This is a genomic window from Klebsiella pneumoniae subsp. pneumoniae HS11286 (assembly GCF_000240185.1).
In the GTDB taxonomy this organism is placed as follows: domain Bacteria; phylum Pseudomonadota; class Gammaproteobacteria; order Enterobacterales; family Enterobacteriaceae; genus Klebsiella; species Klebsiella pneumoniae.
Map to the genome: position 1 here is coordinate 918,316 of NC_016845.1, position 25,740 is coordinate 944,055.

The 25,740-nt window shown below is 61.4% G+C and carries 28 protein-coding genes; 4 read left to right on the forward strand and 24 right to left on the reverse strand.

Annotated elements, in window-relative coordinates; genetic code table 11:
• Nucleotides 1-64: 64 nt before the first annotated feature.
• From KPHS_08690 to KPHS_08740, 6 genes are all read right to left on the reverse strand, one after another.
• Nucleotides 65-544, reverse strand: a complete 480-nt coding sequence (locus KPHS_08690; protein YP_005225169.1) for a 2-amino-4-hydroxy-6-hydroxymethyldihydropteridine diphosphokinase — start codon at nt 542-544, stop codon at nt 65-67.
• Nucleotides 541-1,851: a poly(A) polymerase I gene (locus tag KPHS_08700; RefSeq protein ID YP_005225170.1), complete on the reverse strand. Its 1,311-nt coding sequence runs from the start codon at nt 1,849-1,851 to the stop codon at nt 541-543. Before KPHS_08700 ends, KPHS_08690 begins: the two co-directional genes overlap by 4 nt.
• Nucleotides 1,852-1,997: 146 nt before the next feature.
• Nucleotides 1,998-2,879 (reverse strand): glutamyl-Q tRNA(Asp) synthetase, encoded by an 882-nt coding sequence (locus KPHS_08710; protein YP_005225171.1) that lies wholly within the window; start codon nt 2,877-2,879, stop codon nt 1,998-2,000.
• Between the two features lie 59 nt (nt 2,880-2,938).
• Nucleotides 2,939-3,394, reverse strand: a complete 456-nt coding sequence (locus KPHS_08720; protein YP_005225172.1) for a DnaK suppressor protein — start codon at nt 3,392-3,394, stop codon at nt 2,939-2,941.
• A 162-nt stretch (nt 3,395-3,556) separates the two neighbouring features.
• Nucleotides 3,557-4,273, reverse strand: a complete 717-nt coding sequence (locus KPHS_08730) for a sugar fermentation stimulation protein A (protein YP_005225173.1) — start codon at nt 4,271-4,273, stop codon at nt 3,557-3,559.
• Nucleotides 4,273-4,809 (reverse strand): 2'-5' RNA ligase, encoded by a 537-nt coding sequence (locus KPHS_08740; protein YP_005225174.1) that lies wholly within the window; start codon nt 4,807-4,809, stop codon nt 4,273-4,275. Before KPHS_08740 ends, KPHS_08730 begins: the two co-directional genes overlap by 1 nt.
• A gap of 72 nt (nt 4,810-4,881) precedes the next feature.
• Here KPHS_08740 and KPHS_08750 point away from each other — a divergent pair, with 72 nt between their 5' ends.
• Nucleotides 4,882-7,311, forward strand: coding sequence for an ATP-dependent helicase (locus KPHS_08750; protein ID YP_005225175.1), 2,430 nt, complete (start codon nt 4,882-4,884; stop codon nt 7,309-7,311).
• Nucleotides 7,312-7,358: 47 nt separating this feature from the next.
• Here KPHS_08750 and KPHS_08760 read toward each other — a convergent pair whose 3' ends face one another.
• From KPHS_08760 to KPHS_08890, 14 genes are read right to left on the reverse strand one after another with little or no spacing between them, the layout of a single operon-like run.
• Nucleotides 7,359-8,159 (reverse strand): pullulanase Q protein, encoded by an 801-nt coding sequence (locus KPHS_08760; RefSeq protein ID YP_005225176.1) that lies wholly within the window; start codon nt 8,157-8,159, stop codon nt 7,359-7,361.
• Nucleotides 8,156-8,902: a pullulanase N protein gene (locus KPHS_08770; protein YP_005225177.1), complete on the reverse strand. Its 747-nt coding sequence runs from the start codon at nt 8,900-8,902 to the stop codon at nt 8,156-8,158. Before KPHS_08770 ends, KPHS_08760 begins: the two co-directional genes overlap by 4 nt.
• On the reverse strand, nt 8,892-9,377 hold the full coding sequence (locus tag KPHS_08780) for a general secretion pathway protein M (RefSeq protein YP_005225178.1): 486 nt from the start codon (nt 9,375-9,377) through the stop codon (nt 8,892-8,894). The genes KPHS_08770 and KPHS_08780 overlap by 11 nt, the downstream gene beginning before the upstream one ends.
• Complete coding sequence (locus KPHS_08790; protein YP_005225179.1) at nt 9,370-10,563, reverse strand: pullulanase L protein; 1,194 nt, start codon at nt 10,561-10,563, stop codon at nt 9,370-9,372. Before KPHS_08790 ends, KPHS_08780 begins: the two co-directional genes overlap by 8 nt.
• Nucleotides 10,550-11,503, reverse strand: a complete 954-nt coding sequence (locus tag KPHS_08800; RefSeq protein YP_005225180.1) for a pullulanase-specific type II secretion system component K — start codon at nt 11,501-11,503, stop codon at nt 10,550-10,552. The genes KPHS_08790 and KPHS_08800 overlap by 14 nt, the downstream gene beginning before the upstream one ends.
• A gap of 29 nt (nt 11,504-11,532) precedes the next feature.
• Nucleotides 11,533-12,129 (reverse strand): general secretion pathway protein J, encoded by a 597-nt coding sequence (locus tag KPHS_08810; RefSeq protein ID YP_005225181.1) that lies wholly within the window; start codon nt 12,127-12,129, stop codon nt 11,533-11,535.
• A complete protein-coding gene (locus KPHS_08820; protein ID YP_005225182.1) occupies nt 12,126-12,491 on the reverse strand; it encodes a pullulanase I protein in 366 nt (121 codons plus the stop codon). The genes KPHS_08810 and KPHS_08820 overlap by 4 nt, the downstream gene beginning before the upstream one ends.
• On the reverse strand, nt 12,488-13,003 hold the full coding sequence (locus tag KPHS_08830; RefSeq protein ID YP_005225183.1) for a pullulanase H protein: 516 nt from the start codon (nt 13,001-13,003) through the stop codon (nt 12,488-12,490). The genes KPHS_08820 and KPHS_08830 overlap by 4 nt, the downstream gene beginning before the upstream one ends.
• A complete protein-coding gene (locus KPHS_08840) occupies nt 13,003-13,425 on the reverse strand; it encodes a pullulanase G protein (protein ID YP_005225184.1) in 423 nt (140 codons plus the stop codon). The genes KPHS_08830 and KPHS_08840 overlap by 1 nt, the downstream gene beginning before the upstream one ends.
• A gap of 20 nt (nt 13,426-13,445) precedes the next feature.
• Complete coding sequence (locus KPHS_08850; RefSeq protein ID YP_005225185.1) at nt 13,446-14,660, reverse strand: pullulanase-specific type II secretion system component F; 1,215 nt, start codon at nt 14,658-14,660, stop codon at nt 13,446-13,448.
• Between the two features lies 1 nt (nt 14,661).
• Complete coding sequence (locus KPHS_08860) at nt 14,662-16,155, reverse strand: pullulanase E protein (protein YP_005225186.1); 1,494 nt, start codon at nt 16,153-16,155, stop codon at nt 14,662-14,664.
• A complete protein-coding gene (locus tag KPHS_08870; protein YP_005225187.1) occupies nt 16,152-18,125 on the reverse strand; it encodes a pullulanase D protein in 1,974 nt (657 codons plus the stop codon). Before KPHS_08870 ends, KPHS_08860 begins: the two co-directional genes overlap by 4 nt.
• Nucleotides 18,126-18,134: 9 nt before the next feature.
• Nucleotides 18,135-18,977, reverse strand: a complete 843-nt coding sequence (locus KPHS_08880; protein ID YP_005225188.1) for a pullulanase-specific type II secretion system component C — start codon at nt 18,975-18,977, stop codon at nt 18,135-18,137.
• Nucleotides 18,962-19,099 carry a hypothetical protein gene (locus KPHS_08890; RefSeq protein YP_005225189.1) on the reverse strand — a complete coding sequence of 46 codons (138 nt, stop codon included), beginning with the start codon at nt 19,097-19,099 and terminating at the stop codon, nt 18,962-18,964. Before KPHS_08890 ends, KPHS_08880 begins: the two co-directional genes overlap by 16 nt.
• Nucleotides 19,100-19,478: 379 nt before the next feature.
• Between KPHS_08890 and KPHS_08900 the strand changes: the two genes are divergently transcribed.
• Nucleotides 19,479-22,592 (forward strand): pullulanase, encoded by a 3,114-nt coding sequence (locus tag KPHS_08900; RefSeq protein YP_005225190.1) that lies wholly within the window; start codon nt 19,479-19,481, stop codon nt 22,590-22,592.
• 192 nt (nt 22,593-22,784) lie between these two features.
• Here KPHS_08900 and KPHS_08910 read toward each other — a convergent pair whose 3' ends face one another.
• Nucleotides 22,785-23,570 (reverse strand): IS3 family transposase, encoded by a 786-nt coding sequence (locus KPHS_08910; protein ID YP_005225191.1) that lies wholly within the window; start codon nt 23,568-23,570, stop codon nt 22,785-22,787.
• 56 nt (nt 23,571-23,626) lie between these two features.
• A complete protein-coding gene (locus KPHS_08920; protein YP_005225192.1) occupies nt 23,627-24,148 on the reverse strand; it encodes an IS3 family transposase in 522 nt (173 codons plus the stop codon).
• Between the two features lie 148 nt (nt 24,149-24,296).
• Between KPHS_08920 and KPHS_08930 the strand changes: the two genes are divergently transcribed.
• A complete protein-coding gene (locus tag KPHS_08930; protein ID YP_005225193.1) occupies nt 24,297-24,854 on the forward strand; it encodes a general secretion pathway protein B in 558 nt (185 codons plus the stop codon).
• 38 nt (nt 24,855-24,892) lie between these two features.
• On the opposite strand, the gene KPHS_08940 is transcribed toward KPHS_08930, so the two are convergent.
• Both KPHS_08940 and KPHS_08950 read right to left on the reverse strand, forming a co-directional pair.
• A complete protein-coding gene (locus KPHS_08940; RefSeq protein ID YP_005225194.1) occupies nt 24,893-25,294 on the reverse strand; it encodes a pullulanase secretion protein PulS in 402 nt (133 codons plus the stop codon).
• A gap of 35 nt (nt 25,295-25,329) precedes the next feature.
• A complete protein-coding gene (locus tag KPHS_08950; protein YP_005225195.1) occupies nt 25,330-25,464 on the reverse strand; it encodes a hypothetical protein in 135 nt (44 codons plus the stop codon).
• 32 nt (nt 25,465-25,496) lie between these two features.
• Between KPHS_08950 and KPHS_08960 the strand changes: the two genes are divergently transcribed.
• Nucleotides 25,497-25,661, forward strand: coding sequence for a hypothetical protein (locus KPHS_08960; protein ID YP_005225196.1), 165 nt, complete (start codon nt 25,497-25,499; stop codon nt 25,659-25,661).
• Nucleotides 25,662-25,740: the final 79 nt, after the last annotated feature.

A 25,740-nucleotide genomic window follows, 5' to 3' on the forward strand; every position in this document is an offset into this window, starting at 1 on the left:
GGGGCAATGATTTTGGGCAACCGATTACGACGATCGCCGCAAATGCTAAAAAAGGGAGAGGGGATTACCAGCTGGCGGGCTTTTCCGCGCCGAGATTATCCAGCACGGCGCGCAGCGCCGGGCCGTCAGGAAAGTGAAGGTCCGGGGCGATCTCGAACAGCGGCCAGAGCATAAAGCCGCGGTTTTTCATATCGTAGTGCGGAACGGTCAGGCGCTCGCTGTTAATGACAGCATCGCCAAACAGCATGATATCGAGGTCCAGCGTGCGCGGCCCCCAGCGTTCGGCTTTGCGCACTCGCCCCTGCTGCAGTTCGATGCGCTGAGTATGATCGAGCAGCGTCTCGGGGGGCAGGGCGGTTTCCAGCGCAACGGCGGCGTTGAGATAGTCCGGCTGATCCTGCGGGCCCAGCGGCGGCGTGCGGTAGAACGAAGAGACGGCGACCACGCGGCTGTGCGGAATTTCGCCCAGGGCGCGGATAGCCGCCTGCACCTGCTCCAGTGGAGAAGCAAGGTTGCTGCCAAGAGCGATATAGACCAGAGTCATGCGCTACCCTGGCGCGGTGCGCGCTTGCGCGGACGACGGTGACGACGGCGCGGCGCCGGATCGTCCCCGAGGTCGTTGAGCATATCTTTTTGCGCCGGCGGCGCGGCGACCTGGAATTCGCCCCACCATTTGGTCAGGCGCTGCAGTTCGTGGTTGTTCTCGGCGCCGGCGCGTAGCTCCAGCAGGTCATAGGCGGCGCGGAATTTCGGATGCTCCATCAGCTTCCAGGCGCGTTTGCCCTGACGACGGGACATGCGCAGCTGCAGCTGCCAGATATCACGAATAAGGGTGGTGATGCGCTTAGGGATCGCCAGCGTACGGCAGGCTTCGTCCAGCACATCGTTCATCGCCAGGGCGAAGGCGTCGTAGTACGCCAGGCCGCTCTCCTGAGCGATTTTTTGCGCCGTCTCCAGCAGCGGATACCAAAACATCACCGCGAAGAGGAAGGCCGGATTGACGCGCATATCGTTATGAATGCGGGTATCGGTATTCTTCAGCACCTGGCTGATGATCCGCTCCATCGGGCTGTCGCCGCGCTCGGTAAAGTAGCGGGTGATGGTCGGGAACAGCGGCTGGAACAGGCTGTATTCCCGCAGCAGCATGTAGGTCTGGTAGCCATACCCGGCCTGTAGCAGCTTGAGCACTTCTTCGAACAGACGCGCCGGCGGCACATCGTGGAGCAGGGCGGCCAGGCGCGGCAGCGGTTCAGCCGTTTCCGGGCTGATGGTCATATTGAGCTTGGCGGCAAAGCGCACCGCGCGCAGCATGCGCACTGGATCCTCGCGATAGCGGGTTTCCGGGTTGCCGATCAGACGGATCACGCCGTCCTGCAGATCCTTCATGCCGCCGACGTAGTCGCGAACGGTAAAGTCCGCCACGCTGTAATAGAGGCTGTTGATAGTGAAGTCGCGACGCTGGGCATCCTCCTCGATCGAGCCGAAGATGTTATCGCGCAGCAGCATGCCGTTCTGGCCCCGCTGGGAGGTGACGCGATCGGTGGTATGCCCTTCGTGATGGCCACGGAAGGTGGCGACCTCAATGATTTCCGGCCCGAACATCACATGCGCCAGGCGGAAACGTCGCCCAACCAGACGGCAGTTGCGGAACAGCTTGCGTACCTGATCCGGCGTGGCGTTGGTGGTAACGTCAAAATCTTTTGGCTTTTTGCCAAGCAGCAGGTCGCGGACGCCGCCGCCGACCAGCCAGGATTCGTAGCCCGCCTTGTTGAGGCGGTACATGACCTTGAGGGCGTTTTCACTGATATCTTTGCGGGAAATAGCATGCTGCTCACGCGGGATCACCGTCATAGGCGTTGGTTCGACGGCGGCTTCTGCCTCGCGCTCCTCACGGCTTAGCACCTTACGGCAAAAATTAGCGACTCGGGTAAAAATGGTGCACCTCGTAGTGTCAGACGGACTTCAGATCAACTGTACAGTGTAAAAATAGCGGCTAATCATAGCTCAGCGGGAGCCATTTGAGAATGCTCGATTTTCGCCGGCTGCCAGTTGGCGACGGCCTGGGCGAGTAAATCATCGATGCTCAGGGCCTGCCACTCCTCGGGGATCGCCTGATTCAGAAAGCGGAGCGCCCGGACGATTTCGGGGCGCGGATCGCCTTCCGGCAGCGCCGGCGCGTGGTTTTGTTTAGAGAGTTTATTGCCGTCGCCATTGAGAGCCAGCGGCAGATGGAGGTAATCCGGCGCCTGCCAGCCAAAATGCTGATACAGCGAAATCTGCCGCACCGTCGGCTCAATCAGGTCTGCGCCGCGGACAATCTCGGTGATCCCCTGAAAGTGGTCGTCGACCACCACCGCCAGGTTGTAGGCGAACAGCCCGTCGCGACGGTGGATAATAAAATCCTCTCGCGCCAGCGGCTCATTGGCGATGAGCGTGCCGCGCAGACGGTCGCTAAACTGCAGTACCGGACGGGTTTGGCGCAGGCGCAGCGCGGCGTTTTCCGCCCCCAGCCCGAGGTCGCGGCAGTGGCCGTCGTAGATCCCGCCCACGGCGTGGATCCGCGCGCGGGTGCAAGTGCAGTAATAGCTCAGCCCTTGCTCGCCCAGCCACGTCAGCGCCTCGCGGTAGGCTTCGTGCCGTTGCGACTGCCACAGCACGTCGCCATCCCAGTGCAGACCGTAGTGGTCAAGCTGGCGCAGGATGGTATCGGCGGCGCCGGGGACTTCGCGCGGCGGGTCGATATCTTCAATACGAACACGCCAGATACCCTGGTTCGCGCGGGCTTGCAGGTAGCTGCCGAGCGCGGCGATCAGAGAGCCGAAGTGGAGTTCGCCGGAGGGGGAGGGGGCGAAGCGCCCTATATAGCGTGAGTCAGTCATGGTACGGACAACAGAACCAGGCGGGAGAGACTCCCGCCAGAGAGTGAGGCAGCAGGGGATTAGCCCGCCATCTGTTTTTCGCGAATTTCCGCCAGGGTTTTGCAGTCAATGCACAGATCCGCTGTCGGACGCGCTTCCAGACGGCGAATGCCGATCTCCACGCCGCAGGATTCGCAGTAGCCGAAGTCTTCGTCTTCAACTTTTTTCAGCGTTTTCTCGATCTTTTTGATCAGTTTACGTTCGCGGTCGCGGTTACGCAGTTCCAGGCTGAACTCTTCTTCCTGGGCGGCACGGTCTACCGGGTCCGGGAAGTTAGCTGCTTCATCCTGCATGTGCGATACGGTGCGATCCACTTCATCCCTGAGTTGATTACGCCATGCTTCAAGAATACGCTTGAAGTGCGCCAGCTGGGCTTCGTTCATATACTCTTCGCCCGGTTTCTCTTGGTACGGCTCCACCCCAGCGATGGCGAGAATACTCAGGGACGATGTTTTACGGTTTTGCCCTTCTTGCATGTTGCTTCTCCTTAACACGCACTATCGATCCCCATGTGGGGGAAAATCAGGCCGCTATAAATAGCAGATGCTTTTCCGGATAGCAATTATCTAAACGTTACACTTGACAACCCTGTGAAGAAAAGCGTATTCGCGCTTGCGACCCGAACACTATTTAGCCACTTATTTACCGGGGTTTAACACCACGGCGATCGGCTTATTCAGAGTCATCCTCGTCGTAGAAAGTTCCGCTTTCCAGGCGAGAATTTCCACCCCCTTGTCCTGGGCTTCTGTTAACAGCTGTGCGTATCTGGCATCAATATGATGCGCGGGAGAAAAACGGTCAATTGCCGAATGCAGGACGGCAAATAAAATCACCGCGCGGTCGCCATTTGCCGCGACGGCCATCAGTTCCCGCAGATGCTTCTGACCGCGCGTGGTCACCGCATCGGGAAAATAACCGTATTCTTTCTCCGCCAACGTAACCGATTTCACTTCAATATAGCAGTTTTGTCGGTCATCTGCCTGTAACATAATATCGATACGGCTATTCTCTTCGCCATATTTCACTTCGCTTTTCAGCTGGTTATAGCCTGAAAGTTCAGGAATTATTCCGGCGGAAATCGCCTCTTTCGCCAAAGAATTCGCGCGCAGCGTATTGACGCAAATAACTGCGCCCTGCTGGGTTTCAGTTAATTCCCAGGTGTGGGCATATTTGCGCTTCGCATTGTCCGAGGTGGAATACCAGACGGTGTCGCCCGGGGCGGCGCAGCCGGTCATCGCTCCGGTATTCGGGCAGTGGAGCGTCAGCTCGCGGCCATCGGGGGTGACCACGTCAGCAAGAAATCGTTTGTAACGTTTAAGCAAAATGGCGGGCTGCAACGGCGGATCAAACTGCATCAACTTTCCTTATCAAACGGATAACGTTCCAGCGCCGTGTAGCGCGTGCGCCCCCGGCTAAAGCTGGACTCATAGAGCACGAACTCGTTCACCGGAAATGTCCAGCGAAAGCCGGGGGCCGGGATCGGCACCGCCCGGCGAGCATCGCGCCACAGGGTAATATGCGGGTGAAACGGCTGCGGGCTCTGATAGCAGCCGCTGCGCGCCGCCTGAGCGCGCAACATGCTGGCGAGCTGCAGCAGGCCGCGCGGCGGCTGGCGGGTTCCGAGCCATACCACTCGCGAACGTAGCCACTGTCCGGCATCGTCCAGCGTCAGGGTAAAGCCCGGCTGGCGCAGCCGGCCAGCGAGAGCGGCCAGCGCCCGCTGTTTTTCCGCGCTCACCTCGCCGAGAAACGCCAGCGTCAGATGAAGATTATCCGCCGCGACGGGCCTGCCGGCATCTTCGGGGAAGTGCGTTGCCCGCCACTGGACAATTTGCTTCTGGACGGCAGACGGCAGTTCAAGCGCAAAAAACAGCCTTTTCGGCTCAGACATGATAGAGACTCGGTAATGAATTAGGGGGATGCTACAATGCGAACCCCTGAATGTTAACCCCCGGAGCCTTTTGTGTCCTCATTGCCGGTTGCCGCTGTCCTTCCAGAACTGTTATCCGCCCTGCAGCATGCGCCGCAGGTTTTGCTCAACGCGCCGACCGGCGCCGGGAAGTCGACCTGGCTGCCGCTGCAGATCCTCGCCGAGGGCAACATCGCGGGACGCATTATCCTGCTCGAGCCGAGGCGCCTGGCGGCGCGTAATGTCGCGCAGCGGCTGGCTGAACTGCTTGGCGAAAAGCCGGGGGAGACCGTGGGTTTCCGCATGCGCGCCGAAACCTGCGTCGGACCGCAGACCCGCCTGGAGGTGGTTACGGAGGGGATCCTGACGCGCATGATCCAGCGCGATCCGGAGCTGACGGGCGTGGGGCTGGTGATCCTCGATGAGTTTCACGAGCGCAGCCTGCAGGCGGATCTGGCCCTGGCCCTGCTGCTGGACGTCCAGCAGGGGTTACGTGACGATCTCAAGCTGCTGATCATGTCGGCGACCCTCGATAACGATCGCCTGCAGCGTCTGCTGCCGGAGGCGCCGGTGGTGGTCTCGGAGGGGCGCGCTTATCCGGTGGAGCGTCGCTTCAGCCCGCTCTCCGCGCACCAGCGTTTTGATGAGGCGGTGGCGGTAGCGGTGGCGGAGCTCCTGCGGCATGAACAGGGATCGATGCTGCTGTTTCTGCCCGGCGTCGGCGAGATCCAGCGCGTTCTGGAACAGCTGACGGAGCGCGTGGCGGAGGATGTCATTCTCTGCCCGCTGTATGGCGCGTTGCCCTTAAGCGAACAGCGCAAAGCGATCCTCCCGGCGCCGGCCGGGAAGCGCAAAGTGGTGCTGGCCACCAATATTGCCGAGACCAGTTTGACCATCGAGGGGATCCGCCTGGTGGTCGACAGCGCCCAGGAGCGGGTCGCCCGCTTTGACCCGCGCACCGGCCTGACCCGGCTGGTGACGCAGCGCATCAGCCAGGCATCGATGATGCAGCGTGCCGGACGCGCCGGTCGTCTCTCCCCGGGGATCTGCCTGCATTTGCTCGGCAAAGAACAGGCGGAACGGGCGGCGGCGCAGAGCGAGCCGGAGATCCTGCACAGCGATCTGTCGGCGCTGTTGCTGGAGCTGCTGCAGTGGGGCTGCCACGATCCGGCCGCGCTGGCCTGGCTGGATCAGCCGCCCGCGGTCAATCTGGCCGCCGCGCGCCGCCTGCTGGAGGCGTTGTCGGCGCTGGACGGCGAGCGGCTGTCGGCGTTTGGCCGCAAAATGGCAGCGCTTGGCAACGAGCCGCGGCTGGCGGCGATGCTGGCCGCCGCGCAGACCGATGACGAGGCGGTGACAGCGGCAAAGCTGGCGGCGATCCTCGAGGAGCCGCCGCGCGGCGGACTGGTGGATTTGGGGGCCGTCTTTTCCCGTCAGCAGGCCAACTGGCAGCAGCGATCGCAGCAGCTGATGAAGCGCCTGGCCCGCCGCGGCGGCCAGCCCGATGCCGGGCTAATGGCGGGGCTGCTGGCGTCGGCCTTCGCCGATCGCATCGCCCGCCGCCGCGGTCAGGAGGGGCGCTACCAGCTGGCGAACGGCATGGGCGCGATGCTGGACGCCGACGACGCGCTGGGCCGTCATGAATGGCTTATCGCTCCGCTGCTGCTGCAGGGCAGCGCTTCGCCGGATGCCCGCATGCTGTTGGCTCTGCCAGTGGAAATCGGCGAGCTGATCGCCGCCCGCCCTGAACTGGCGAAAAGTTCCGACACGGTGGAGTGGGATGAAGCGCAGGGGACGCTGAAAGCCTGGCGGCGGACGGTGATCGGCCAGTTGGTGATCAAGACCCAGCCGCTGGCGAAGCCCTCTGAGGCAGAGCTGCATCAGGCGATGCTCAACGGTATTCGTGAGAAAGGCCTCGGGGTGCTCAACTGGACGCCAGAGGCTGAGCAGCTGCGCCTGCGGCTGCACTGTGCGGCGCAGTGGCTGCCGGAAGAGGCATGGCCCGCAGTGGATGACGCTTCGCTGCTGGCCTCGCTGGAGACATGGCTGCTGCCGCAGATGAACGGCGTTCATTCCCTGCGGACGCTGAAGGCGCTGGATCTGCGTCAGGCGCTACAGGACTGGCTGCCATGGCCGCTGCGCCAGAAGCTGGATCGTGAGCTGCCGACGCACTATACCGTGCCGACCGGCAGCCGCCTGGCGATCCGATACCATGCGGAGAACCCGCCAGCGCTGGCGGTGCGTATGCAGGAGATGTTCGGCGAGGCCACGACGCCGGTGATCGCCGAGGGACGGGTGCCGCTGGTGCTGGAGCTGCTGTCGCCTGCCCAGCGTCCGCTGCAGATCACCTGCGATCTGAGCGCCTTCTGGCAAGGGAGCTACCGCGAGGTGCAGAAAGAGATGAAGGGACGCTATCCGAAGCACGTCTGGCCGGACGATCCGGCCAACGCCGCCCCGACCCGCCGCAGCAAAAAATACTCGTAGCCGCCGCTGCCGGGCGGCATCCTGCCCGGCCAGTCGGTTCGCAAACGCTAGACCATCTGCTGCCAGAGAAAAATACTCCCGCCGGCCAGCGCCAGCCAGGGGCCGAAGGCCAGCGGCTGCTGCAGCGACTGCCGGGTCCACAGGCGTTGCAGCAGGGTCCACACCAGCCCGCTGGCCGAAGCGAGCAACAGCACCTGCGGCAGAACCTGCCAGCCGCACCAGGCGCCCAGCGCCGCCAGCAGCTTAAAATCGCCATAGCCCAGCGCCTCTTTCCCGGTCAGCAGGCGGAACAGCCAGTAGACCGACCACAGCGCCAGATAACCGGCCATCGCCCCGGCGACCGCATCCGGCAGGGCAATGTACACCTCGTTAAGATTGAACAGCAGCCCGGCCCACAGCAGGGGCAGAGTCAGGCGATCGGGCAGCAGCTGGGTCCGGGCGTCAATCCTCGCCAGTATCAGCAGGAACGAGAGCAGCACCAGGCCGCCCGCCAGCGGCAGGCCCGGCGCTAGCAAAGCTCCGGCGAGGATAAACAGCAGGCCGGTGGCCAGCTCGGTCAGCGGATAGCTCCACGCGATGGGCGCCTGACAGCAGCGGGCGCGACGGCCCAGCCAGAGGAAACTGAGCAGCGGGATATTGTCCCGCCAGGCGATCGGCTGGCGGCACTGCGGGCAGGAAGAGCCCGGGGTGCTGAGGGTTATCCGCTCGTCGTCCGCGGTCTGGGTCAACATGCGCGGCAGACGATAGATCACCACATTGTAAAAGCTGCCCAGCGCCAGGCCGAACAGCAGTAGAAAGCCATACCAGACAAAGGGAAAGTGCAGCGATAACGCGGCTAGTGTCGTCATTTTTGCTCCTGTGGTAACCATTTTCCCTGCAGCTGCCACGGCGTCGGGCCCGGGGCGTTATTCGCTGTCGGGCGCGTGACCAGCAGCGCCAGCAGCGGCGGCATCCCCTGCCGGGGCTGTAGCGTGCCGCGAAACAGATAGCGGCCATCGGGCGACAGAGTCCCCTGGCCGCTGAGGCTCAGCTGATGAGAGTCCTGACGGAGAGTCAGCGCCACGGCGCCGTCCACCGTACAGCGGAAGGTGCCATTAACCTGGGCCAGCTCCAGGCTGCCGACCGGAGAGTGCAGTCGGGCCTGCCGCCACTGCGCGCCTCCGGCGATGATATGCCGGCAGCGTCCGTCGCTGAACCGCCCTTCGGTCAGGCTGAAGGTGACCTCCCCCGCGGCCTTGACGGGCATAGTCGACATCAACCAGCGGCTGAGCAGGCTGGCGGGGGCGGTGAGCCGCCCCTCCTGTAGGCGCAGATCGCGAAGGCCCCACAGCCGGGCCTGACCCATCACGCCGCGGGGATCGCTGAGAGAGACCTGCCAGCCCGCCAGGGTCAGCGACCACGCCAGTCGTTCAAGCCGTTCCCCATGCCAGTAGACCGGTTGCGCCGCGCCGCGCCAGACGCTGCCGCTAAACTGCCCCACCTGTACGCCGGGCGGCAGCATGGGGGCCAGCAGGCGCGCCGGAGCCGTGGCGGTGAGCCACAACAGATAGAGGACCAGCAGCAGTCCGCCCGCGATCCAGTTAGCCTTCATCGTCGCGCTCCAGCAGCAGATGGTTGACCGTGACCCAGCCGGGTCGCGACGGCTGCCCGGTCACGGACAGCGAGATCGCGTTGACGCCGCGCATCGCCGGAGCGTCCAGCCAGTCGATCAGCGCCTGGAAAGCGCAGGGCTGAAGGGTGATCTGCAGACGTTTTCCCTGCGGCTGCAGGCGGATGACCGTCAGTCCGTGGCTCGCCGCCTCGCGCATCACCAGCGCGGTGAGCGCCTCTTTTGCCGCCGGCGCGGGCTGCTGGCTGAGCTGCTGCAGGCGCGGAGCCTGCTCCGTCATCCAGCGCAGGCTGGCCTGCTCTTTCACCAGGGTTTGCCGCCACTGCGCCTCGCGGGCTCGCCAGGGCTGCCACAGCCCATACCAGAAGGCGCATGCCGCCAGCAGCCCTGTCAGACCAAGCAACAGGCGCTGCTCCGACGGCGTGCGCTGCCGCCACCAGATAAGCAGATTAGCCATCGTTTTCCTCCAGCGTCAGTTGTCCCTCAATGCCATCCGGTTTCGTGATCATGTCGCCCGGCCGGACGCGAAACCGCGGCTGCGCCCGCTGGGTAAACTGCTCCAGCGCCCGGGAAGTGACCGCGGCGATATCCAGCTGCAGACGATTGCCCGCGGCATCCCAGCTCAGCGCTCGCAGACGGATCCCCGGCGTTTCGCTGAGGATGTTTTGCAAGGCGCTGAGGCGGTCGACGAGGGGGGCATGCTGCGCCTGACGGGTGAGGGTTTGCAGGTGCTGCTGCATCTGCAGTCGTGGGTTAATCACCTTTTTCTCCGTCGGAAACCAGCGGTGATAGAAGGCCCGGCTGGCCTGTTGCGCCGCCTCGGCCTGACGCGCCAGATCGCGATGGTCCAGCACGCTGTTTGCCCCTGCCAGTAACGCCAGAGCCAGCGCGGCATACCGCGCCGGACGCCAGCTCGCCTGCGCAGACCGCCGCCGGACGGCGAACTCCCCCTGCAGCAGACTGAGTTTCTGCGCTGCCGGATGGCGTGCGGCAAGGGTCAGCAATGTCTGCGCAGGCTGCTCCCGCCAGACGCCCGGCGCCGCGGGCGGCGGCGAATAGCTGTCGATGACGTGCTCTTCCGCCTCGCTCTGCAGCAGCTCCGTCAGCCAGACGTTTTCCGCCGCCATGCCGCCCCACGGCTGGTGGCGGATCAGCCACTGCTCGTCCACCTGCACCGCGCTCCACGCCGGCGGTTGCCAGGGCAGGGCCAGCACGTCGGGCGTCAACGCCAGGGGCTGTAAGGAGAGCGATTCGCAGCGCGCCAGCCAGTCGCGCATTTTTTGCCGCTGTACGGCGACGATCTCGCACTGGGCCTGCTGGCGGTGGAGCAGAGCAAAATGGGTGGCTTCCACATCGTCTGCCAGCTGCTCTTCCAGCAGAAACGGGGCCACCTGCAGCGGCGGTTTACGCAGGCCCGCCGGTAGGTTGAGCGAGTGAAACGCGCAGTCGCTGGCCGGGATCAGCACCCAGGCCGGGTACTGCTCAGCCAGCGCCGGGAAAGGGCTGGCGTCGTCAGTCGGCCACCGGCCGCTGGCCTCGTGGTGCGGCTCGCCGGGGGCGAAGAGTTGCCAGTGCAGCGGCGCCTGCGCGGCGGCGAGGCGCACGATCAGCATGGCCTGGGGAGAAGCATTAATCTTGTTCATCGACCACCATAGAGAGTCCATATCGCCGCTGGACGACGGTAAACGTGCGCCCCGATTGTTGCAGGACGCTGTACAGCTGAAAGCGGAGATTGCCAGTCACCACGGTAAAAGCTGCGATAAAGCGTGCGCTGTGCACCGTCAGCCAGGGACGGGCAAGCGTGGTATCGGTTTTCTGCAGCGTCGGCTGCGCGAGAAAGGCGGCGACGCTGCTCCACCCGGTTCGCGGGCGGTTGTGCAGCAGCTGTTGCGCCTCCTGCAGCGTCAGATCGCCGGGAAAGAGGGCCACCAGCAGGGCGGCCTGGGAGGGGCGCAGGGTGTTGACATTGACCTGCAGCGCGTCATCCGGCTGGACGCAGACGAAGGGGAGCAGGCGCTGATAGAGCGCGGCGTCCATCCCGGCCAGCAGGCGCAACTCGCTGACATCCTGCATCGGCTGGTTGGCGGCGAGATAGCCCGGGGTTTGCGCCATATAGACCTCGTCCTCCGCCCCGTTCAGCCGCGGCTGGCCGTCGCTGTCCGTCCAGTCGCCAAGGGCGGCGGCGATCTGGCTGGCGCGCAGCGGCGGCTCGCCGAGCAGCGCCAGCAGCCGAACGAAGACGTCGGTCGGGTAGGGCGTTCCGTCGCCAGCCTCATCCGTGCGATGGTTGATGGCATTGAGGTTAAAGCAGGCGTGCCCGTCGCGGATCGTGGCGCGGATTTCGCCATCGTCGAGGGTAAAGCGGCGCCCCTCCTGCGCCCAGGTTTGCGCCAGGTTCGTTTGACTGGGCGAGTCCAGCGCATCGCGTTGCAGCAGCGCGGCGGCCATATTTTCCGCCGCCAGGGCGTACCATCTGGCCTGCAAATTATCGAGGGTCACGGCGGTATGCTGATACATGACCGCGGTGCGCTCGGTCATGGCGCTGGCGAGGATCATCATCAGGGCGAGGATGAACAGCACCATCAGGAGCGCGACGCCGCGTTGCCGATTTATCACTGGCCGCCTCCCGGGGTGAGTAAAAACAGGCGGGTTATCTCCCCGCTGTTCGCCAGCGTCAGGGTGATCTCCAGCCCCTGCGGCAGCCTCTGCGGGCGGTCCCAGGTTTCCTGCCAGCGCCCGTCGGCGTAAAACCGCAGGCGAAACGCTGTGACCTCGCGCAGCAGCACCCGGACCGTCGGCTGGCTGCCGGTCAGCGGATCCTGTTGATCGAAGCTCAGACGTTCAAACTGCTGCTGGCGCAGACGGTAGCTGACGTTCTGGATCTCCGAGCGCGGGAGGATCCCCAGCGGGTTTGGCCAGCCGCTGCGGCTGAAGGCCAGTCCCCAGTCGTCGCTCTGCAACTGGAAACGTCCGGCGAAGAAAAACGTGTCGCTGTTTCTGGCGCGACGGGGAATGATGTGGGTGACATCGTCGGCTATCTGGCGAAAGGCGCGCTGGAGGGCCGCGATCTGCTGGCTTTTCTCGCGGGTCAGGCCATCGGCGCGGATGACGTTCTGCAGCACCATCACGGCGGCGGCGCTGAGGACGGCGAGGATAGCCAGCGCCAGCAGCGTTTCGATCAGAGTGAAACCGCGTATTTTCGTTATCATGGCGGCGTCACCCAGGTGCGCAGGGTGGCCAGCGGCGCGGGATCGCTTTTTTGCCGCCGGACCTCCACGTCCAGCGCCCGCAGCTGCGGCAGCGCGGTTTCCACTCCCTGCCAGCGAACGAACCAGCGCGTCCCGGCGGCCTCCACGGTGGTTTCAGACCAGCTGAGGGCAGGCCAGCGTTTCTCCAGCCGCAGCTGCACCAGCTGGTTATCCGCCAGCCAGCTGGCGAGGATTTTCTCTTCCATACGCCCGAGCTGGCGCGTCTGCTGCAGGGTGGACTGCATCACCGCCAGGCCGGCGAGGGCGAAAATCACCAGCGCGACCATCACTTCGATAAGCGTCATTCCGGCTTCACGCTTCATGGCTGCTCCCGCGCCGCCAGCGGCTGGCTGTCGCCCTGGGCGTCGACGTTGATGCCCATCGCGGCGTCAATCCGCAGCTGAAACGGCGTGACTTCACCGCCGGGAAAAATAAGCACGTCGGGCTGCTCGCCCGGCGTCCACGCCTGGCCGTCGGGAAAGCGCAGCGTCAGCCTGGCCCGCGGGAGGGTTTCCGCCGTGGTGACGCGTCCGGCCTGCAGCGGCAGCCACTGCGCGTTGCCCCACCGGTCGTCAGCCGCCGCCGGGGCGCTATCGTCGGCAGGCTGCAGGCGCATAAACTGCCAGCGCTCAGGGTGGATGATAATGCCGAAGAGCTGACCGGTTTGCTGCCCGCGCTCGCGGACAAAATCCAGTTGCGCCTGAAAGCGCGCCAGGATCTGTGTGGCCTCCTGGGTGCGGGCGGAGGGAAACGCCAGCAGCACCATGCTGGCGCTGACGCCGATCAGCAGCAGGACCAGCATCATCTCCAGGAGGGTGAAACCGCGCTGAGACACTATTTCTTCCCGAGGGTCCAGTTGCCGATATCGTCATTGGTGTCGGGCATCCCGTCCGGGCCGACGCTGAAGACGTCGATGGCGCCATGCTGACCCGGGCTTAACAGCTGATACTCATTTCCCCACGGGTCCTGCGGCAGACGGCGGATATAGCCGCCTTCCGGGTAGTTGCGGGCATGCGGCTCGGCGGCCGGAGCGGTCACCAGCGCCTGCAGTCCCTGCTCGGTGTTGGGGTAGCGGCTGTTGTCGAGTTTATACATGTCCAGCGCTCCCTCGAGCGCCACCAGATCGCTGACGACTTTCTGGCGGTCCGCTTTCTCCTTGTTGCCCATCAGGTTAGGCACCACCAGGCTGGCGAGAATGCCGAGAATGACGATCACCACCATAATTTCCAGTAACGTGAAACCGCGTTGCCGTTGCATAGTTTTCTCCATTAATACAGTTACATACTCATAAGGGTGTTCAGTTGCAGGATCGGCTGCAGGATGGCCAGCACGATAAACAGCACCATGCCGGCCATGGTGACCACCAGCAGAGGCTCAAACAGGCTGAGGGCCATCTGGATCTGCGCGCTCAGCTCCCGGTCCTGGTTCTCCGCCGCGCGCTCCAGCATGGCGGTCAGTTCTCCGCTCTGTTCGCCGCTGGCGATCATGTAGCGCATCATCGGCGGAAACAGGGCGGTGGATTCCAGCGCCCGATGCAGACTGACGCCTTCGCGTACCGATTCGCTGGCCGCCGCCAGCTGGCTGCGCGCCCAGGCGTTGCTGAGGACGTCGGCGCTGATGCGCATCGACAGCAGCAGCGGCACCGCGCTGGCATTGAGAATGCTTAAGGTGCGGGCGTAGCGCGCGCTGTTGACGCTGCGGGCCACGCGGCCGATGACCGGCAGGCGCAGCAGCGCCCGGTCCCAGGCGAGCCGCCGGGCGGGCTGGCGCAGCAGATAGCGCAGCGCCAGCAGCGCCAGTAACGACAGCAGCGCCAGCCAGGGGCCCGCGCTGCGCACGATGTCGCTCAGGCTCATTAGCAGCCGGGTAGAGAAGGGCAGGGCCTGTTTAAGATGGACAAACTGCTCAACGACTTTCGGCACCACGGTGGAGAGCAGAATGGCGATCACGCTGATAGCGACCAGCGTCAGTACGATGGGGTAGATCATCGCCTGCAGCAGGCGGGCGCGGAGCTGCTGGCGCTGCTCGGTATAGTCAGCAAGCCGGTTCAGTACGCCGTCGAGATGGCCGGAGGTTTCGCCGGCCGCCACCATGGCGTAGAACAGCCCGTCGAAGCAGGCGGGATAGGCGCGCATCGCCTCCGCCAGCGAGTGGCCTTCGAGCACTTTGCTGCGCACCCCGGCCATTAACGTTCTTAGCGACGGCTTTTCGCACTGCTGGGCGACGGCATCGAGCGCCTTTTCCAGCGGGATCCCGGCGGCAACCAGAGTCGCCAGCTGGCGGGTGAGCAGGGCTAAATCACCGGCGCTGGTACGCCGGGTAAGGGATCCGCCGGCCCACAGTCGCCGCGCCGGGTCGGCAGTTGTCACTTCCAGCGCCAGCCAGCCCTTGTCCCGCAGCAGCTGGCGGGCGTGGCGGGCGGAGTCGGCCTGCTGAAGGCCGCGGCGGGTTTTGCCCTGCGCGTCCAGCGCCTGATAGCGAAACAGGGCCATCTTAGACGCTTTCCGTCGTTTGCTGTTCGGTGACCCGCATCACCTCCTCCCAGCTGGTGATCCCCGCCAGCGCTTTGTCGCGTCCGGCATGACGCAGGGTTTGCCAGGCTGGCCCCAGCTGCTGGATCAGGGTGATCTCGTTCTCGCCGCGGTGGATGGCGGCGCGCACGCGATCGTCGATTAGCAGCAGTTCATGGATCCCGGTACGCCCACGATAGCCGATGAAATTACACTCCGGACAGCCTTTGGGCTGCCACAGCCGCGCGCCGACCGGGACCGCCATCTGCCGGGCGGTGTTGGCATCCGCCTGCCAGGGCTGACGGCAGTGCGGGCACAGTTGGCGCACCAGCCGCTGCGACATCACCGCCAGCAGCGAGGTGGAGAGTAAAAAAGGCTCCACGCCCATATCCTGTAGACGGGAAATGGCGCCCAGCGCGCTGTTGGTGTGCAGGGTCGACAGCACCAGGTGCCCGGTCAGCGAGGCCTGAACGGCGATCTGGGCGGTTTCGCCATCGCGGATTTCGCCCACCAACACTACGTCCGGATCCTGGCGCAGGATGGCACGCAGGCCGCGGGCGAAGGTCATCTCGACTTTGGCGTTGACCTGGGTCTGGCCTATGCCCTCCAGCTCATACTCCACCGGATCTTCAATGGTCATGATGTTGCGCTCCCGGGCGTCGAGGCGGCTGAGGGCGGCGTAGAGCGTCGTGCTTTTCCCGGAGCCGGTCGGACCGGTGACCAGGATGATGCCGTGCGGGCGGGCGATCAGCGCATCGACCCGATCGAGCAGGGCGGGCGGCATGCCCAGCGTCAGCAGATCCAGGTTGACGCTGTTTTTGTCCAGCAGACGCAGGACGACGCGTTCGCCGTGGCTGGAGGGCAGGGTGGAGACGCGCACGTCGATTGCTCGCCCGCCGATGCGCAGCGCCATGCGGCCATCCTGAGGGACCCGCTTTTCGGCAATGTCCAGACTGGCCATCACCTTGATGCGCGAAATTAACAGGGCGGCCAGCCGCCGCTGCGGGCGCAGAATTTCCCGCAGCACGCCGTCGACGCGAAAGCGGATCTGCAGATGGCGCTCGTAGGTTTCGATATGAATATCCGAGGCTTTTTCTTTGATGGCCTCGGTGAGCATGGCGTTGATCAGGCGGATGATCGGCGCGTCGTCCTCGCTGTCGAGCAGATCGTCGGTGTCCGGCAGCTCTTCGGCGAGGGTATAGAGGTCGAGCTCGTTGCCGATGTCGGCCATCATGCGGTGCGCCTCCGCCGAATCACGCTGATAGCTGAGCACCAGCACTTTCTCGAACGCGTCCGGCGCCAGACGGCTGACGCGCATCGGGCCGTCCGCCAGGCGGCGCGCTTCCAGCAGCGCCCGGGCGGCGGTATCGGGGCGGCACAGCGCTTCGCAGCATTCGCCGTCGCTGAGCAGCACAAGATGGTGCGCGCGGGCCCAGGCGAAGGGCAACAGCGGACGGCGTTCGGCGGCTGGCGTCATGGGCGGCCTCCGAGATTGAAGGCGTCAATGGCGGCGCTGACCTGGCGGAAGGCCTGGGTCTCCTGCTGCGGATAGATGTGCAGCAGGTCGTTGCTGAGCGACGCTTCGCTGCTTTCTTTACCCCGCTGTTTAGTTTGCGCATTGTTGAAGGCGGTGTACTGGCCGGAAGAAGCCTGGCGGTACTCATCGCGATCGCGAATGATGGTCGGGCGGATAAACAGCATCAGGTTGCGTTTCGACACTTTCTTGCTGTCGGAGCGGAACAGGGCGCCGATCACCGGAATATCCCCGAGCAGCGGCACTTTGTCAGCGGTATCGGTGACGGTTTTATCCAGCAGCCCGCCAACCACCACCGTTTCGCCGCTGCCGACCAGCACGGCGTTATTCACCGTCCGGGTATTGAAGGTCGCCCCGAGATCGCTGCTGGTGCTGGAGGCCGAGTCGGCAACGCTCGATACCTCCTGCTCAATCTCCAGCAGCACCGCATCGCCTTCGTTAATCTGCGGCTTCACCTTCAGTTTAATGCCGACGGTTTTGCGCTCGACGGTATTGAAGATGTTGTCGCCTGAGGTGGTTTGCGAGCCGGTTAATACCGGAACTTCCTGGCCGACGTTAAAAGTGGCTTGCATGTTATCGAGGGTGACGATGCTGGGGGTGGCCAGAATATCGTTCTTGGTACTGCTGGAGAGGGCGGTGAGCAGCATCGCCCAGTTCCCCTGATAGAAGCCGGCGGCGATACCGTTAAACGAGCCGAGGGCGCTGGCCAGCGAGCTGCTGATGGTACCGTCTTTGTTGTACTGGTTGGCGCCGGCGATAGCCGTCGATATCGGCAAACCGCTGTTGGTGAACTGCGTCATGCCGGCGTTTTTGTTTGCCCACTGGATACCGAGATTAAGGCCATCGGCATCCTGCACTTCGGCAATAATCGCCTCCACCAGCACCTGCGGGCGGCGGATATCGAGCTGGGCGATCACCCGCTCAAGATCGTTCATCACGTCCGGCGCCGCGGTGACGATCAGGGCGTTGGTCTGGCCGTGGGCTTTGATAATAATATTTTTGTCGATCGCGGCCACTGGCCTGGCGCTTTGCTTGTCGCTCTGCAGCGAGCTGCTGATCCCGGTCAGAACCTCCACCAGATCGGCGGCTTTGGCGTACTTCAGGTAGATCACTTTGGTGTTACCCTGTACCGCCTGCTGGCGGTCGAGCTGTTTGATCATGGCGATGATGCGCTGGCGCGAGTTTGGTTCGCCGCTCACCAGTACCGCGTTGGTGCGCTCATCGGCCACCACGTTCGCCACCATCGAGCCCGGCAGCGCCGACTTGCTGGTATCTTTATTAAGCTCGGTAACCAGTTTGACTACTTCCGCGGCGGAGGCCCAGGAAAGGGGCACGGTCACCACGCTGCGATCCCCGGCGTTGTCGACGCGCTCGACAATGGTCAGCAGGCGTTTGATAACCGCCGCGCGGCCGGTCATCAGCAGTACGTTGGAGGGCTCATAATGGACCACGCTGCCGGCGCCAGCGTTATCGTTCAGCTGGCGGAGCAGCGGGGCGAGATCGCGGGCGGCGACGTTGGTCAGGGGCACCACCCGGGTGACCACTTCATCGCCTTCGCCCGGCGCGGCCGCGCTGGCGACCGGCACGGCCGAGGTCTTGGCGTCTTTGGCGCGGACCACTTTTAGCACGCCGTTATTCATATTGATCACGGCGAAGCCATATACATCCAGCACGCTGAGGAAGAATTGATAATATTGTTCTTCATTGAGCATATCGTAACTGCGCACGGTGATAGTACCGCGTACGCTGGGATCGATAATCACCGTTTTATTCAGGTTTTTGCTGACGGTATTGATAAATTCCTGGATATCGGTGCCTTTAAAACTGGCGGAAAATTCCTCCGCGGCGGCCGGAGAAAATAGCAGCGGGGTTAATATCAGCAGCGCAGGCAGCATTTTTCGCAGGCTTTTCATGGTTGGCAATTATTCATCCCCCAGCGCGAAAGCAATATCGTGTCGTTGGCCTTCCCGCTCAACGGTTAGCGTTATTTCGGTCATGTCGGCCAGATTCTGCAGCGCCTGTTGCGCTTGCTCCTGGTCGCGTAAATCGATGCCATTTAAGGCAATCGCCAAATCATTTGCCTGCAGGCCGGACTGGCGAAACAGCGAGGCGTCTTTGCCTGGGTTTAGTCGATAACCCAGCAGTTTGTCGCCGCTGAGTACCGGCGAAATAGATAAATAAGTGAGGATATTTTGCGGCTGTTCGCGGAGTCGCTTCACGAGGGGCGGGTTGCCCGCGGCGGTGGGCGGCGGCGACGGCGCGCGACTGTCGTTAAATAATAAAATGGCCTCTTTGCGCCCCTGATAGTTGACAATGATCCGGTCAGGCAGAATGGCGGCGATCCGCGCATCATACCCTGGGAGGGGATCGCCCGTGCTAAGGCTAACCTGCTGATTTCCCTTTTCGATAATAGCGATGGAGCGCGCCGGGTTGCTGCTGGCGAGTAGCCCGGCCAGGCGTAGCTTCAGGCTGGAAACCGGCACCTGATTGAGACTGGCAGCATCCGTTGGCGTGGGGCTATTTTTCACCGCCAGGCCAAACAGGGTAAATGCGGGCCGCACATTTTTTAATTCCGGATCTGCCGCCGGAGGCATGGTTAACGGTAGGGCGGAAATATCCTCAGGACTCACAGGGAATACCACGCGCCAGGTTAATTTCGCCAGCTGTGGGATAGCGGTTATTAATATGATGAGCGTCACAATTTGTGGTAATAATTTAATTATCCCTTTATTTATATTTGTTAACCTCATCACAGAAACTGGCATTTTAATTCCTTTGCTAATTTATTTTTCTGCACGTTGGCGTAATACCCTACCGAAACAGGTAGGTGATTATTGGCTTTTGAATTATTTATTGCCGGAGAGTGGCGATAAGCGTGGCGAATCATAATCAGTTTGCGGTTTCGGGTCGTCATTCCCTTTATTGATTTACTCCCCCGGCTTCCTACGCCCCCCGCTCATTTGTGGGGGATGATTGCGCCTGGGAAAGCAAAAATATCTAATTAGCGCGCTGTAAAGATATTCATCCTTTCTTACCTTTTATAATTTAATAAGCATATTAGGGACTATCGAATGCTCAGATATACCTGTCATGCCCTATTTCTTGGATCGTTAGTATTATTGAGTGGCTGTGATAACAGCTCTTCCTCTTCTACCTCTGGCTCACCGGGTTCACCAGGCAATCCTGGCAACCCAGGCACTCCCGGCACGCCCGACCCGCAGGATGTCGTCGTCCGCTTACCGGACGTTGCCGTCCCAGGCGAAGCGGTGCAGGCTTCCGCCAGGCAGGCTGTCATTCATCTCGTCGATATCGCCGGCATCACCAGCAGCACGCCGGCCGACTATGCGACGAAAAACCTCTACTTATGGAACAACGAAACCTGTGACGCGCTGAGCGCGCCGGTGGCGGACTGGAATGATGTCAGCACCACGCCGACCGGCAGCGACAAATATGGCCCTTACTGGGTGATCCCGCTGACTAAAGAGAGCGGATGCATCAACGTTATCGTCCGCGATGGCACCAATAAGCTTATCGACAGCGACCTGCGCGTCTCTTTCAGTGATTTCACCGATCGGACGGTATCGGTCATCGCCGGTAACAGCGCGCTCTATGACTCCCGCGCCGACGCCTTCCGCGCCGCCTTTGGCGTGGCGCTGGCCGATGCGCACTGGGTCGATAAGACTACTCTGCTGTGGCCGGGTGGGGAAAATAAACCCATTGTGCGCCTCTATTACAGCCACAGCAGTAAGGTGGCCGCCGACAGTAACGGCGAATTTAGCGATAAATATGTCAAGCTGACCCCCACCACCGTCAACCAGCAGGTAAGCATGCGCTTCCCGCATCTCGCCAGCTATCCAGCCTTTAAACTGCCGGATGATGTTAACGTCGATGAATTGCTGCAGGGCGAGACGGTGGCGATAGCCGCGGAAAGCGATGGGATCCTGAGCTCAGCCACCCAGGTGCAGACCGCCGGCGTGCTGGACGATACCTATGCCGCCGCCGCCGAGGCGCTGAGCTATGGCGCCCAGCTAACCGATAGCGGCGTGACCTTCCGCGTCTGGGCGCCCACGGCGCAGCAGGTCGAGCTGGTGATCTATAGCGCGGACAAGAAAGTGATAGCCAGTCACCCGATGACCCGCGACAGCGCCTCCGGCGCCTGGTCCTGGCAGGGGGGAAGCGACCTGAAGGGCGCCTTCTACCGCTACGCGATGACGGTCTACCACCCGCAGTCGCGTAAAGTCGAGCAGTACGAAGTGACCGATCCCTACGCCCACAGTTTGTCGACCAACTCGGAGTACAGCCAGGTGGTCGATCTCAACGACAGCGCGCTGAAGCCGGAAGGCTGGGACGGGCTGACGATGCCGCACGCGCAGAAAACCAAAGCCGACCTGGCGAAAATGACGATCCACGAATCGCATATTCGCGATCTCTCCGCCTGGGATCAAACCGTTCCTGCGGAGCTGCGCGGTAAGTATCTGGCGCTCACCGCCCAGGAAAGCAATATGGTCCAGCATCTGAAACAGCTGTCGGCCTCGGGCGTGACCCATATTGAGCTGCTGCCGGTCTTCGATCTGGCGACGGTCAATGAGTTCAGCGACAAAGTCGCCGATATTCAGCAGCCGTTCAGCCGCCTGTGCGAGGTCAATAGCGCGGTGAAGAGCAGCGAGTTCGCGGGCTATTGCGACAGCGGTTCGACGGTTGAAGAGGTGCTGACTCAGCTGAAGCAGAACGACAGCAAGGATAACCCGCAGGTGCAGGCGTTGAATACGCTGGTGGCGCAGACCGACTCCTATAACTGGGGCTACGATCCGTTCCACTACACGGTACCGGAAGGATCCTACGCCACCGATCCGGAAGGCACGGCGCGTATTAAAGAGTTCCGCACCATGATTCAGGCGATCAAGCAGGATCTGGGAATGAACGTCATTATGGACGTGGTGTACAACCACACCAACGCCGCCGGCCCGACCGATCGCACCTCGGTACTGGATAAGATCGTCCCCTGGTACTACCAGCGTCTGAACGAAACCACCGGCAGCGTGGAATCGGCTACCTGTTGCTCCGACTCGGCGCCAGAGCACCGGATGTTCGCCAAGCTTATCGCCGATTCACTGGCGGTATGGACCACCGATTATAAGATCGATGGCTTCCGCTTCGACCTGATGGGCTACCACCCGAAAGCGCAGATCCTCTCGGCCTGGGAACGCATTAAAGCGCTGAACCCGGATATCTACTTCTTTGGCGAAGGCTGGGATTCCAACCAGAGCGATCGCTTTGAAATTGCCTCGCAAATCAATCTCAAAGGCACCGGGATCGGCACGTTCTCCGATCGTCTGCGCGACGCAGTGCGCGGCGGCGGGCCGTTCGACTCCGGTGACGCATTACGCCAGAACCAGGGCGTGGGCAGCGGGGCCGGCGTTCTGCCGAATGAGCTGACCACCCTGAGCGACGATCAGGCGCGTCACCTCGCCGATCTGACCCGTCTCGGCATGGCCGGTAACCTTGCGGACTTTGTGCTGATCGACAAAGACGGCGCGGTGAAGAGAGGCAGCGAGATTGATTATAACGGCGCGCCAGGCGGCTATGCGGCTGATCCGACGGAAGTCGTGAACTATGTGTCAAAACACGATAACCAGACGCTGTGGGACATGATCAGCTATAAAGCCGCTCAGGAGGCGGATCTCGATACCCGCGTCCGGATGCAGGCGGTGTCGCTGGCGACGGTGATGCTCGGCCAGGGGATCGCCTTTGACCAGCAGGGCTCGGAGCTGCTGCGCTCTAAATCCTTTACCCGCGATTCGTATGATTCCGGCGACTGGTTTAACCGCGTGGACTACTCCCTGCAGGACAACAACTACAACGTCGGTATGCCGCGCAGCAGCGATGATGGCAGCAACTATGACATTATCGCCCGGGTGAAAGACGCGGTGGCTACTCCGGGTGAAACGGAGCTCAAGCAGATGACCGCGTTTTATCAGGAGCTGACCGCGCTGCGTAAATCGTCTCCGCTGTTTACCCTCGGCGACGGCGCGACGGTGATGAAGCGCGTGGACTTCCGCAATACTGGCGCCGATCAGCAGACGGGTCTGCTGGTGATGACCATCGATGACGGGATGCAGGCTGGCGCCAGTCTGGACAGCCGTGTCGACGGCATCGTGGTGGCGATCAACGCCGCGCCGGAAAGCCGGACGCTGCAGGACTTCGCCGGCACATCGCTCCAGCTGAGCGCTATTCAGCAGGCGGCGGGCGACCGGTCGCTGGCGAGCGGCGTGCAGGTTGCCGCTGACGGTTCGGTCACGCTGCCGGCCTGGTCGGTTGCCGTTCTCGAGTTGCCGCAGGGCGAGTCGCAGGGCGCTGGCCTGCCGGTGAGCAGTAAATAACATAACGTAGGGCGCCCGTAAGGGCGCCTCTGGCTGATGACAAACCTGTTTCGTTATTGTGCTCGCCTTTCTGTCGGGTGGCGGCTTTCGCCTTACCCGGCCTACGAAAGATTACAATATCAAACAGTTATGCAGTTATCTGTAGGCCCGCGCAAGCGTATGGACTGACCCCATAAAGTTGGATGGTTCATATTAAGCGGCTCTCAGAGCCTGGGTTCGGTACTCTACCGGACTCAGGCCTTTTAATTTCAGGCTTATCCGCTCGTTGTTGTAGTAATGGATATAGTCCTCTACGGCTTTTCTTAGCGCACTGACACTCCTGAACTCCCTCAGATAAAAACACTCCGATTTCAGGGTCCCGAAGAAGTTTTCCATCACTGCATTATCCAGGCAGTTTCCTTTACGCGACATACTCTGCGTCATCCCATGCGCCTTTAAACGTTCCTGATAGCTCCTCATCCTGTAATGCCAGCCCTGATCCGAGTGCAGCAGCGGAGCATCTCCCGGTCTGAGCTTCGGGAACGCACCGTCCAGCATCGTATTCACCATCTCCATCACCGGCCTTTCCGACAGGCTGTAGGCGATAACCTCCCGGTTAAACAGATCGAGAACTGACGACAGGTAAAGCTTTTTTCCCTGTACCGGGAACTCTGTCACATCTGTTACCCATTTTTCGTTGGCTTTTGACGCACCGAAGTTCCGGCTCAGGATATTGGGCGCGGCCTCGCCCGTTCTCCCTTTCCAGGCACGATATTTTTTCGCCCTTATCACAGACCGGAGTGACAGTTCTGCCATCAGCCGCTGCACTGTTTTATGGTTTATCCGCAGCCCCTGTTTTCTCAGTGCGAGCGTGATCCTGCGGTAGCCATAACGACCTTTGTGATAGTGGTATATCTTCCTGATGTTCTCTTTAAGACCCGCATACCTGTCCCCTTGCTTCAGTGCATTCATATTGTAATACCACGTGCTACGGGACATACCGGCCGCCCGCAGAAGGTCCCGCAGAGCGTGTTCATGCCTTAGTTCACTGATTATCAGGGCTTTTTGCCATTTTTTTCGCTCTGAACCAAGGCTTTCAACTTTTTTAGATAGGCATTCTCTGCCCGCAGATAACGCAGTTCGGCCCTGAGTTCTTCGGGGGAGAGTTTTTCCAGCTCTTTATCTGTTAGTGGTGGGATATTTTTTGGCTTTGTCATTTTTCCGGGCCGTCCGCATTGTATGTTTAAAAGACCTTCCGCTCCGGCATCGTTGTACACGTCGAGCCAGCGCCGGACAAGTATTTCTGCGGAGAGATTAAACCGGGCAGCCGCTTCACGCATCGTCAGGCGGTCACTGATAACCGCCCGGACGACCACGAGTTTAAATTCATCGGAATAATGATTATTTTTTGCAGTCAGGCCTTCTGCACCGTGGAACTGCCATGCCCTGACCCAGCGACGGACAGATGTTCTTTCAATACCAAAAAGGTCGGCTGTACTCTGTTCTCCGTCTTTACCGGACAAATAATGATTAACCACAGCCAGTTTTGTTTCAGGGGAATACTTTGGTTTAGCCATAAAATTGCACCTTACTCAGTTGGGTGTCCAACTTTTGGGGTGCAGTCCAGTAGCGCCGCCGGGCAATTCCTGAAGATTGCACTTTGTCAGCAGTCTGGGGCATCCGTAAGGGCGCCTTCTCGTTATCGTGAGGGAACAGGAGACGGTTGTGATTGTTCGTGATGACAGTGAAAGAGGCATCCCGCCGCTGGTGACGCATCAGCCGCCGTCCTCGATGGATGATGCGCCGGTGATCCGCGGACGGATGGTGCAGATCCCCGGCTGGATTATCCCGCTGTACGCCGGATTATTTATCGCGCTCGGCTGGTTTGGCGGCGAGCAGTGGCGTCACCCGGCACCGCCGCAAACGCTGCCCTTGCCGGTGGCGCATGCGGCGCTTCTGCCGTTAACCGCTGCCGGAGAGGCCGCGCCAAAGACGCCGCCGCCGGCGGCAAAAGCCAGCGCGCCCGCGGCGCCGGAAGTGGACAGCGATACGCTGCCGCCTCTACGCTACAGCGCCCATGTCTATGCCTCGCTACCGGAAAAGCGCAGCATTGTGTTAAACGGCAAAGCGTGGACGGAGGGCGATTCACCCCTGCCCAATCTGGTGGTGGAGCAGATCCAGCAGGATGTGACGATCTTCAGCTTCAACGGCACGACCTTTACCCTCGCGGCGCTGGAGGACTGGCCGGGCGGAAAAATTGACGAGGAGCCGAAAGAGGAATAAAAGCGCGCACAATAACCGGCGCGCTGAGGATATTTCGCTTAGTCGCTGCGCAAGCTGGCAATAAATGGCGCGAGCTGACGATTAAATTGACTGCACTGTGTGGCTTCCGGGGTACTGTCCTGTAATAGCTGTTGGTAAAGCCGGTCGCTATTTTGGCTTAACGTCGCCACGTCAATATTTCCCCATCCGCGCGCTTTACCGACATTCACCGCTGCCCGATATATCGTTTCATCAGCGGGGAGATCGCTACGATTACATTTATTCTTGAGATAGCGCGTCCCGGCCGCCACGGACGAGAGCTGCTCGAGCTGCGCCTGGCTGCTGATAGCCGGGCTGAGCGTTGAGGCGGGTTTTTGTTGGCAGCCAGAGAGAAGGGCTACCATGCAAAGCGGAAATATAAGCGGAATACGCATCATAGAGTAATCAAAATAATGAATCACTGGCCGCTAGTTTAACAAATATTTCCCTGGTGTCATCATAAAATATTATTCTGCATAAATGTTAACAGGCTCTCATTTTTATCAGCGGAAAGGCGCTTAATCGACTTTACTTTTATCAATAATAAACGTTGGCGCTGGGAAAATATATTTTCATCCGCGGATGATGCCACTGCGTTGACCGGCAGGAAGCGCGCCGTTTTTTATGTTATTAAAAAACATACTCTTTCCCATCTTGTTACGTGCGCAGGAGGTAAAATGCTGGTTAAGAATGTCGCATTTTAGTGCTATCCTGTATGCCCTGAACATTACGTGCTATGTTCTGACTTATTCTGCCGATGATGCGTTTAACGCAATGATTTTATGGTGAATTTTTATTGTTAGTATCATGTAACATGAAGCAAACCAACCCTCTGAAAGGCTGGCGGCGCGTCCTGCCTGCCAGCAGG

Bases quoted from the DNA above. Each gene is read 5' to 3' on its own strand.
- KPHS_08780 (YP_005225178.1), bottom strand. From the start codon at position 9,377: ATGGCTAATCTGCTTATCTGGTGGCGGCAGCGCACGCCGTCGGAGCAG.
- KPHS_08720 (YP_005225172.1), bottom strand. From the start codon at position 3,394: ATGCAAGAAGGGCAAAACCGTAAAACATCGTCCCTGAGTATTCTCGCC.
- KPHS_08740 (YP_005225174.1), bottom strand. From the start codon at position 4,809: ATGTCTGAGCCGAAAAGGCTGTTTTTTGCGCTTGAACTGCCGTCTGCC.
- KPHS_08770 (YP_005225177.1), bottom strand. From the start codon at position 8,902: ATGAAGGCTAACTGGATCGCGGGCGGACTGCTGCTGGTCCTCTATCTG.
- KPHS_08690 (YP_005225169.1), bottom strand. From the start codon at position 544: ATGACTCTGGTCTATATCGCTCTTGGCAGCAACCTTGCTTCTCCACTG.
- KPHS_08870 (YP_005225187.1), bottom strand. From the start codon at position 18,125: ATGAAAAGCCTGCGAAAAATGCTGCCTGCGCTGCTGATATTAACCCCG.
- KPHS_08960 (YP_005225196.1), top strand. From the start codon at position 25,497: ATGTTATTAAAAAACATACTCTTTCCCATCTTGTTACGTGCGCAGGAG.
- KPHS_08880 (YP_005225188.1), bottom strand. From the start codon at position 18,977: ATGCCAGTTTCTGTGATGAGGTTAACAAATATAAATAAAGGGATAATT.
- KPHS_08850 (YP_005225185.1), bottom strand. From the start codon at position 14,660: ATGGCCCTGTTTCGCTATCAGGCGCTGGACGCGCAGGGCAAAACCCGC.
- KPHS_08920 (YP_005225192.1), bottom strand. From the start codon at position 24,148: ATGGCTAAACCAAAGTATTCCCCTGAAACAAAACTGGCTGTGGTTAAT.
- KPHS_08790 (YP_005225179.1), bottom strand. From the start codon at position 10,563: ATGAACAAGATTAATGCTTCTCCCCAGGCCATGCTGATCGTGCGCCTC.
- KPHS_08910 (YP_005225191.1), bottom strand. From the start codon at position 23,570: ATGTCCCGTAGCACGTGGTATTACAATATGAATGCACTGAAGCAAGGG.
- KPHS_08840 (YP_005225184.1), bottom strand. From the start codon at position 13,425: ATGCAACGGCAACGCGGTTTCACGTTACTGGAAATTATGGTGGTGATC.
- KPHS_08810 (YP_005225181.1), bottom strand. From the start codon at position 12,129: ATGATAACGAAAATACGCGGTTTCACTCTGATCGAAACGCTGCTGGCG.
- KPHS_08800 (YP_005225180.1), bottom strand. From the start codon at position 11,503: ATGGTGCTGTTCATCCTCGCCCTGATGATGATCCTCGCCAGCGCCATG.
- KPHS_08710 (YP_005225171.1), bottom strand. From the start codon at position 2,879: ATGACTGACTCACGCTATATAGGGCGCTTCGCCCCCTCCCCCTCCGGC.
- KPHS_08860 (YP_005225186.1), bottom strand. From the start codon at position 16,155: ATGACGCCAGCCGCCGAACGCCGTCCGCTGTTGCCCTTCGCCTGGGCC.
- KPHS_08820 (YP_005225182.1), bottom strand. From the start codon at position 12,491: ATGAAGCGTGAAGCCGGAATGACGCTTATCGAAGTGATGGTCGCGCTG.
- KPHS_08700 (YP_005225170.1), bottom strand. From the start codon at position 1,851: ATGACGGTGATCCCGCGTGAGCAGCATGCTATTTCCCGCAAAGATATC.
- KPHS_08730 (YP_005225173.1), bottom strand. From the start codon at position 4,273: ATGCAGTTTGATCCGCCGTTGCAGCCCGCCATTTTGCTTAAACGTTAC.
- KPHS_08890 (YP_005225189.1), bottom strand. From the start codon at position 19,099: ATGATTCGCCACGCTTATCGCCACTCTCCGGCAATAAATAATTCAAAA.
- KPHS_08760 (YP_005225176.1), bottom strand. From the start codon at position 8,159: ATGACGACACTAGCCGCGTTATCGCTGCACTTTCCCTTTGTCTGGTAT.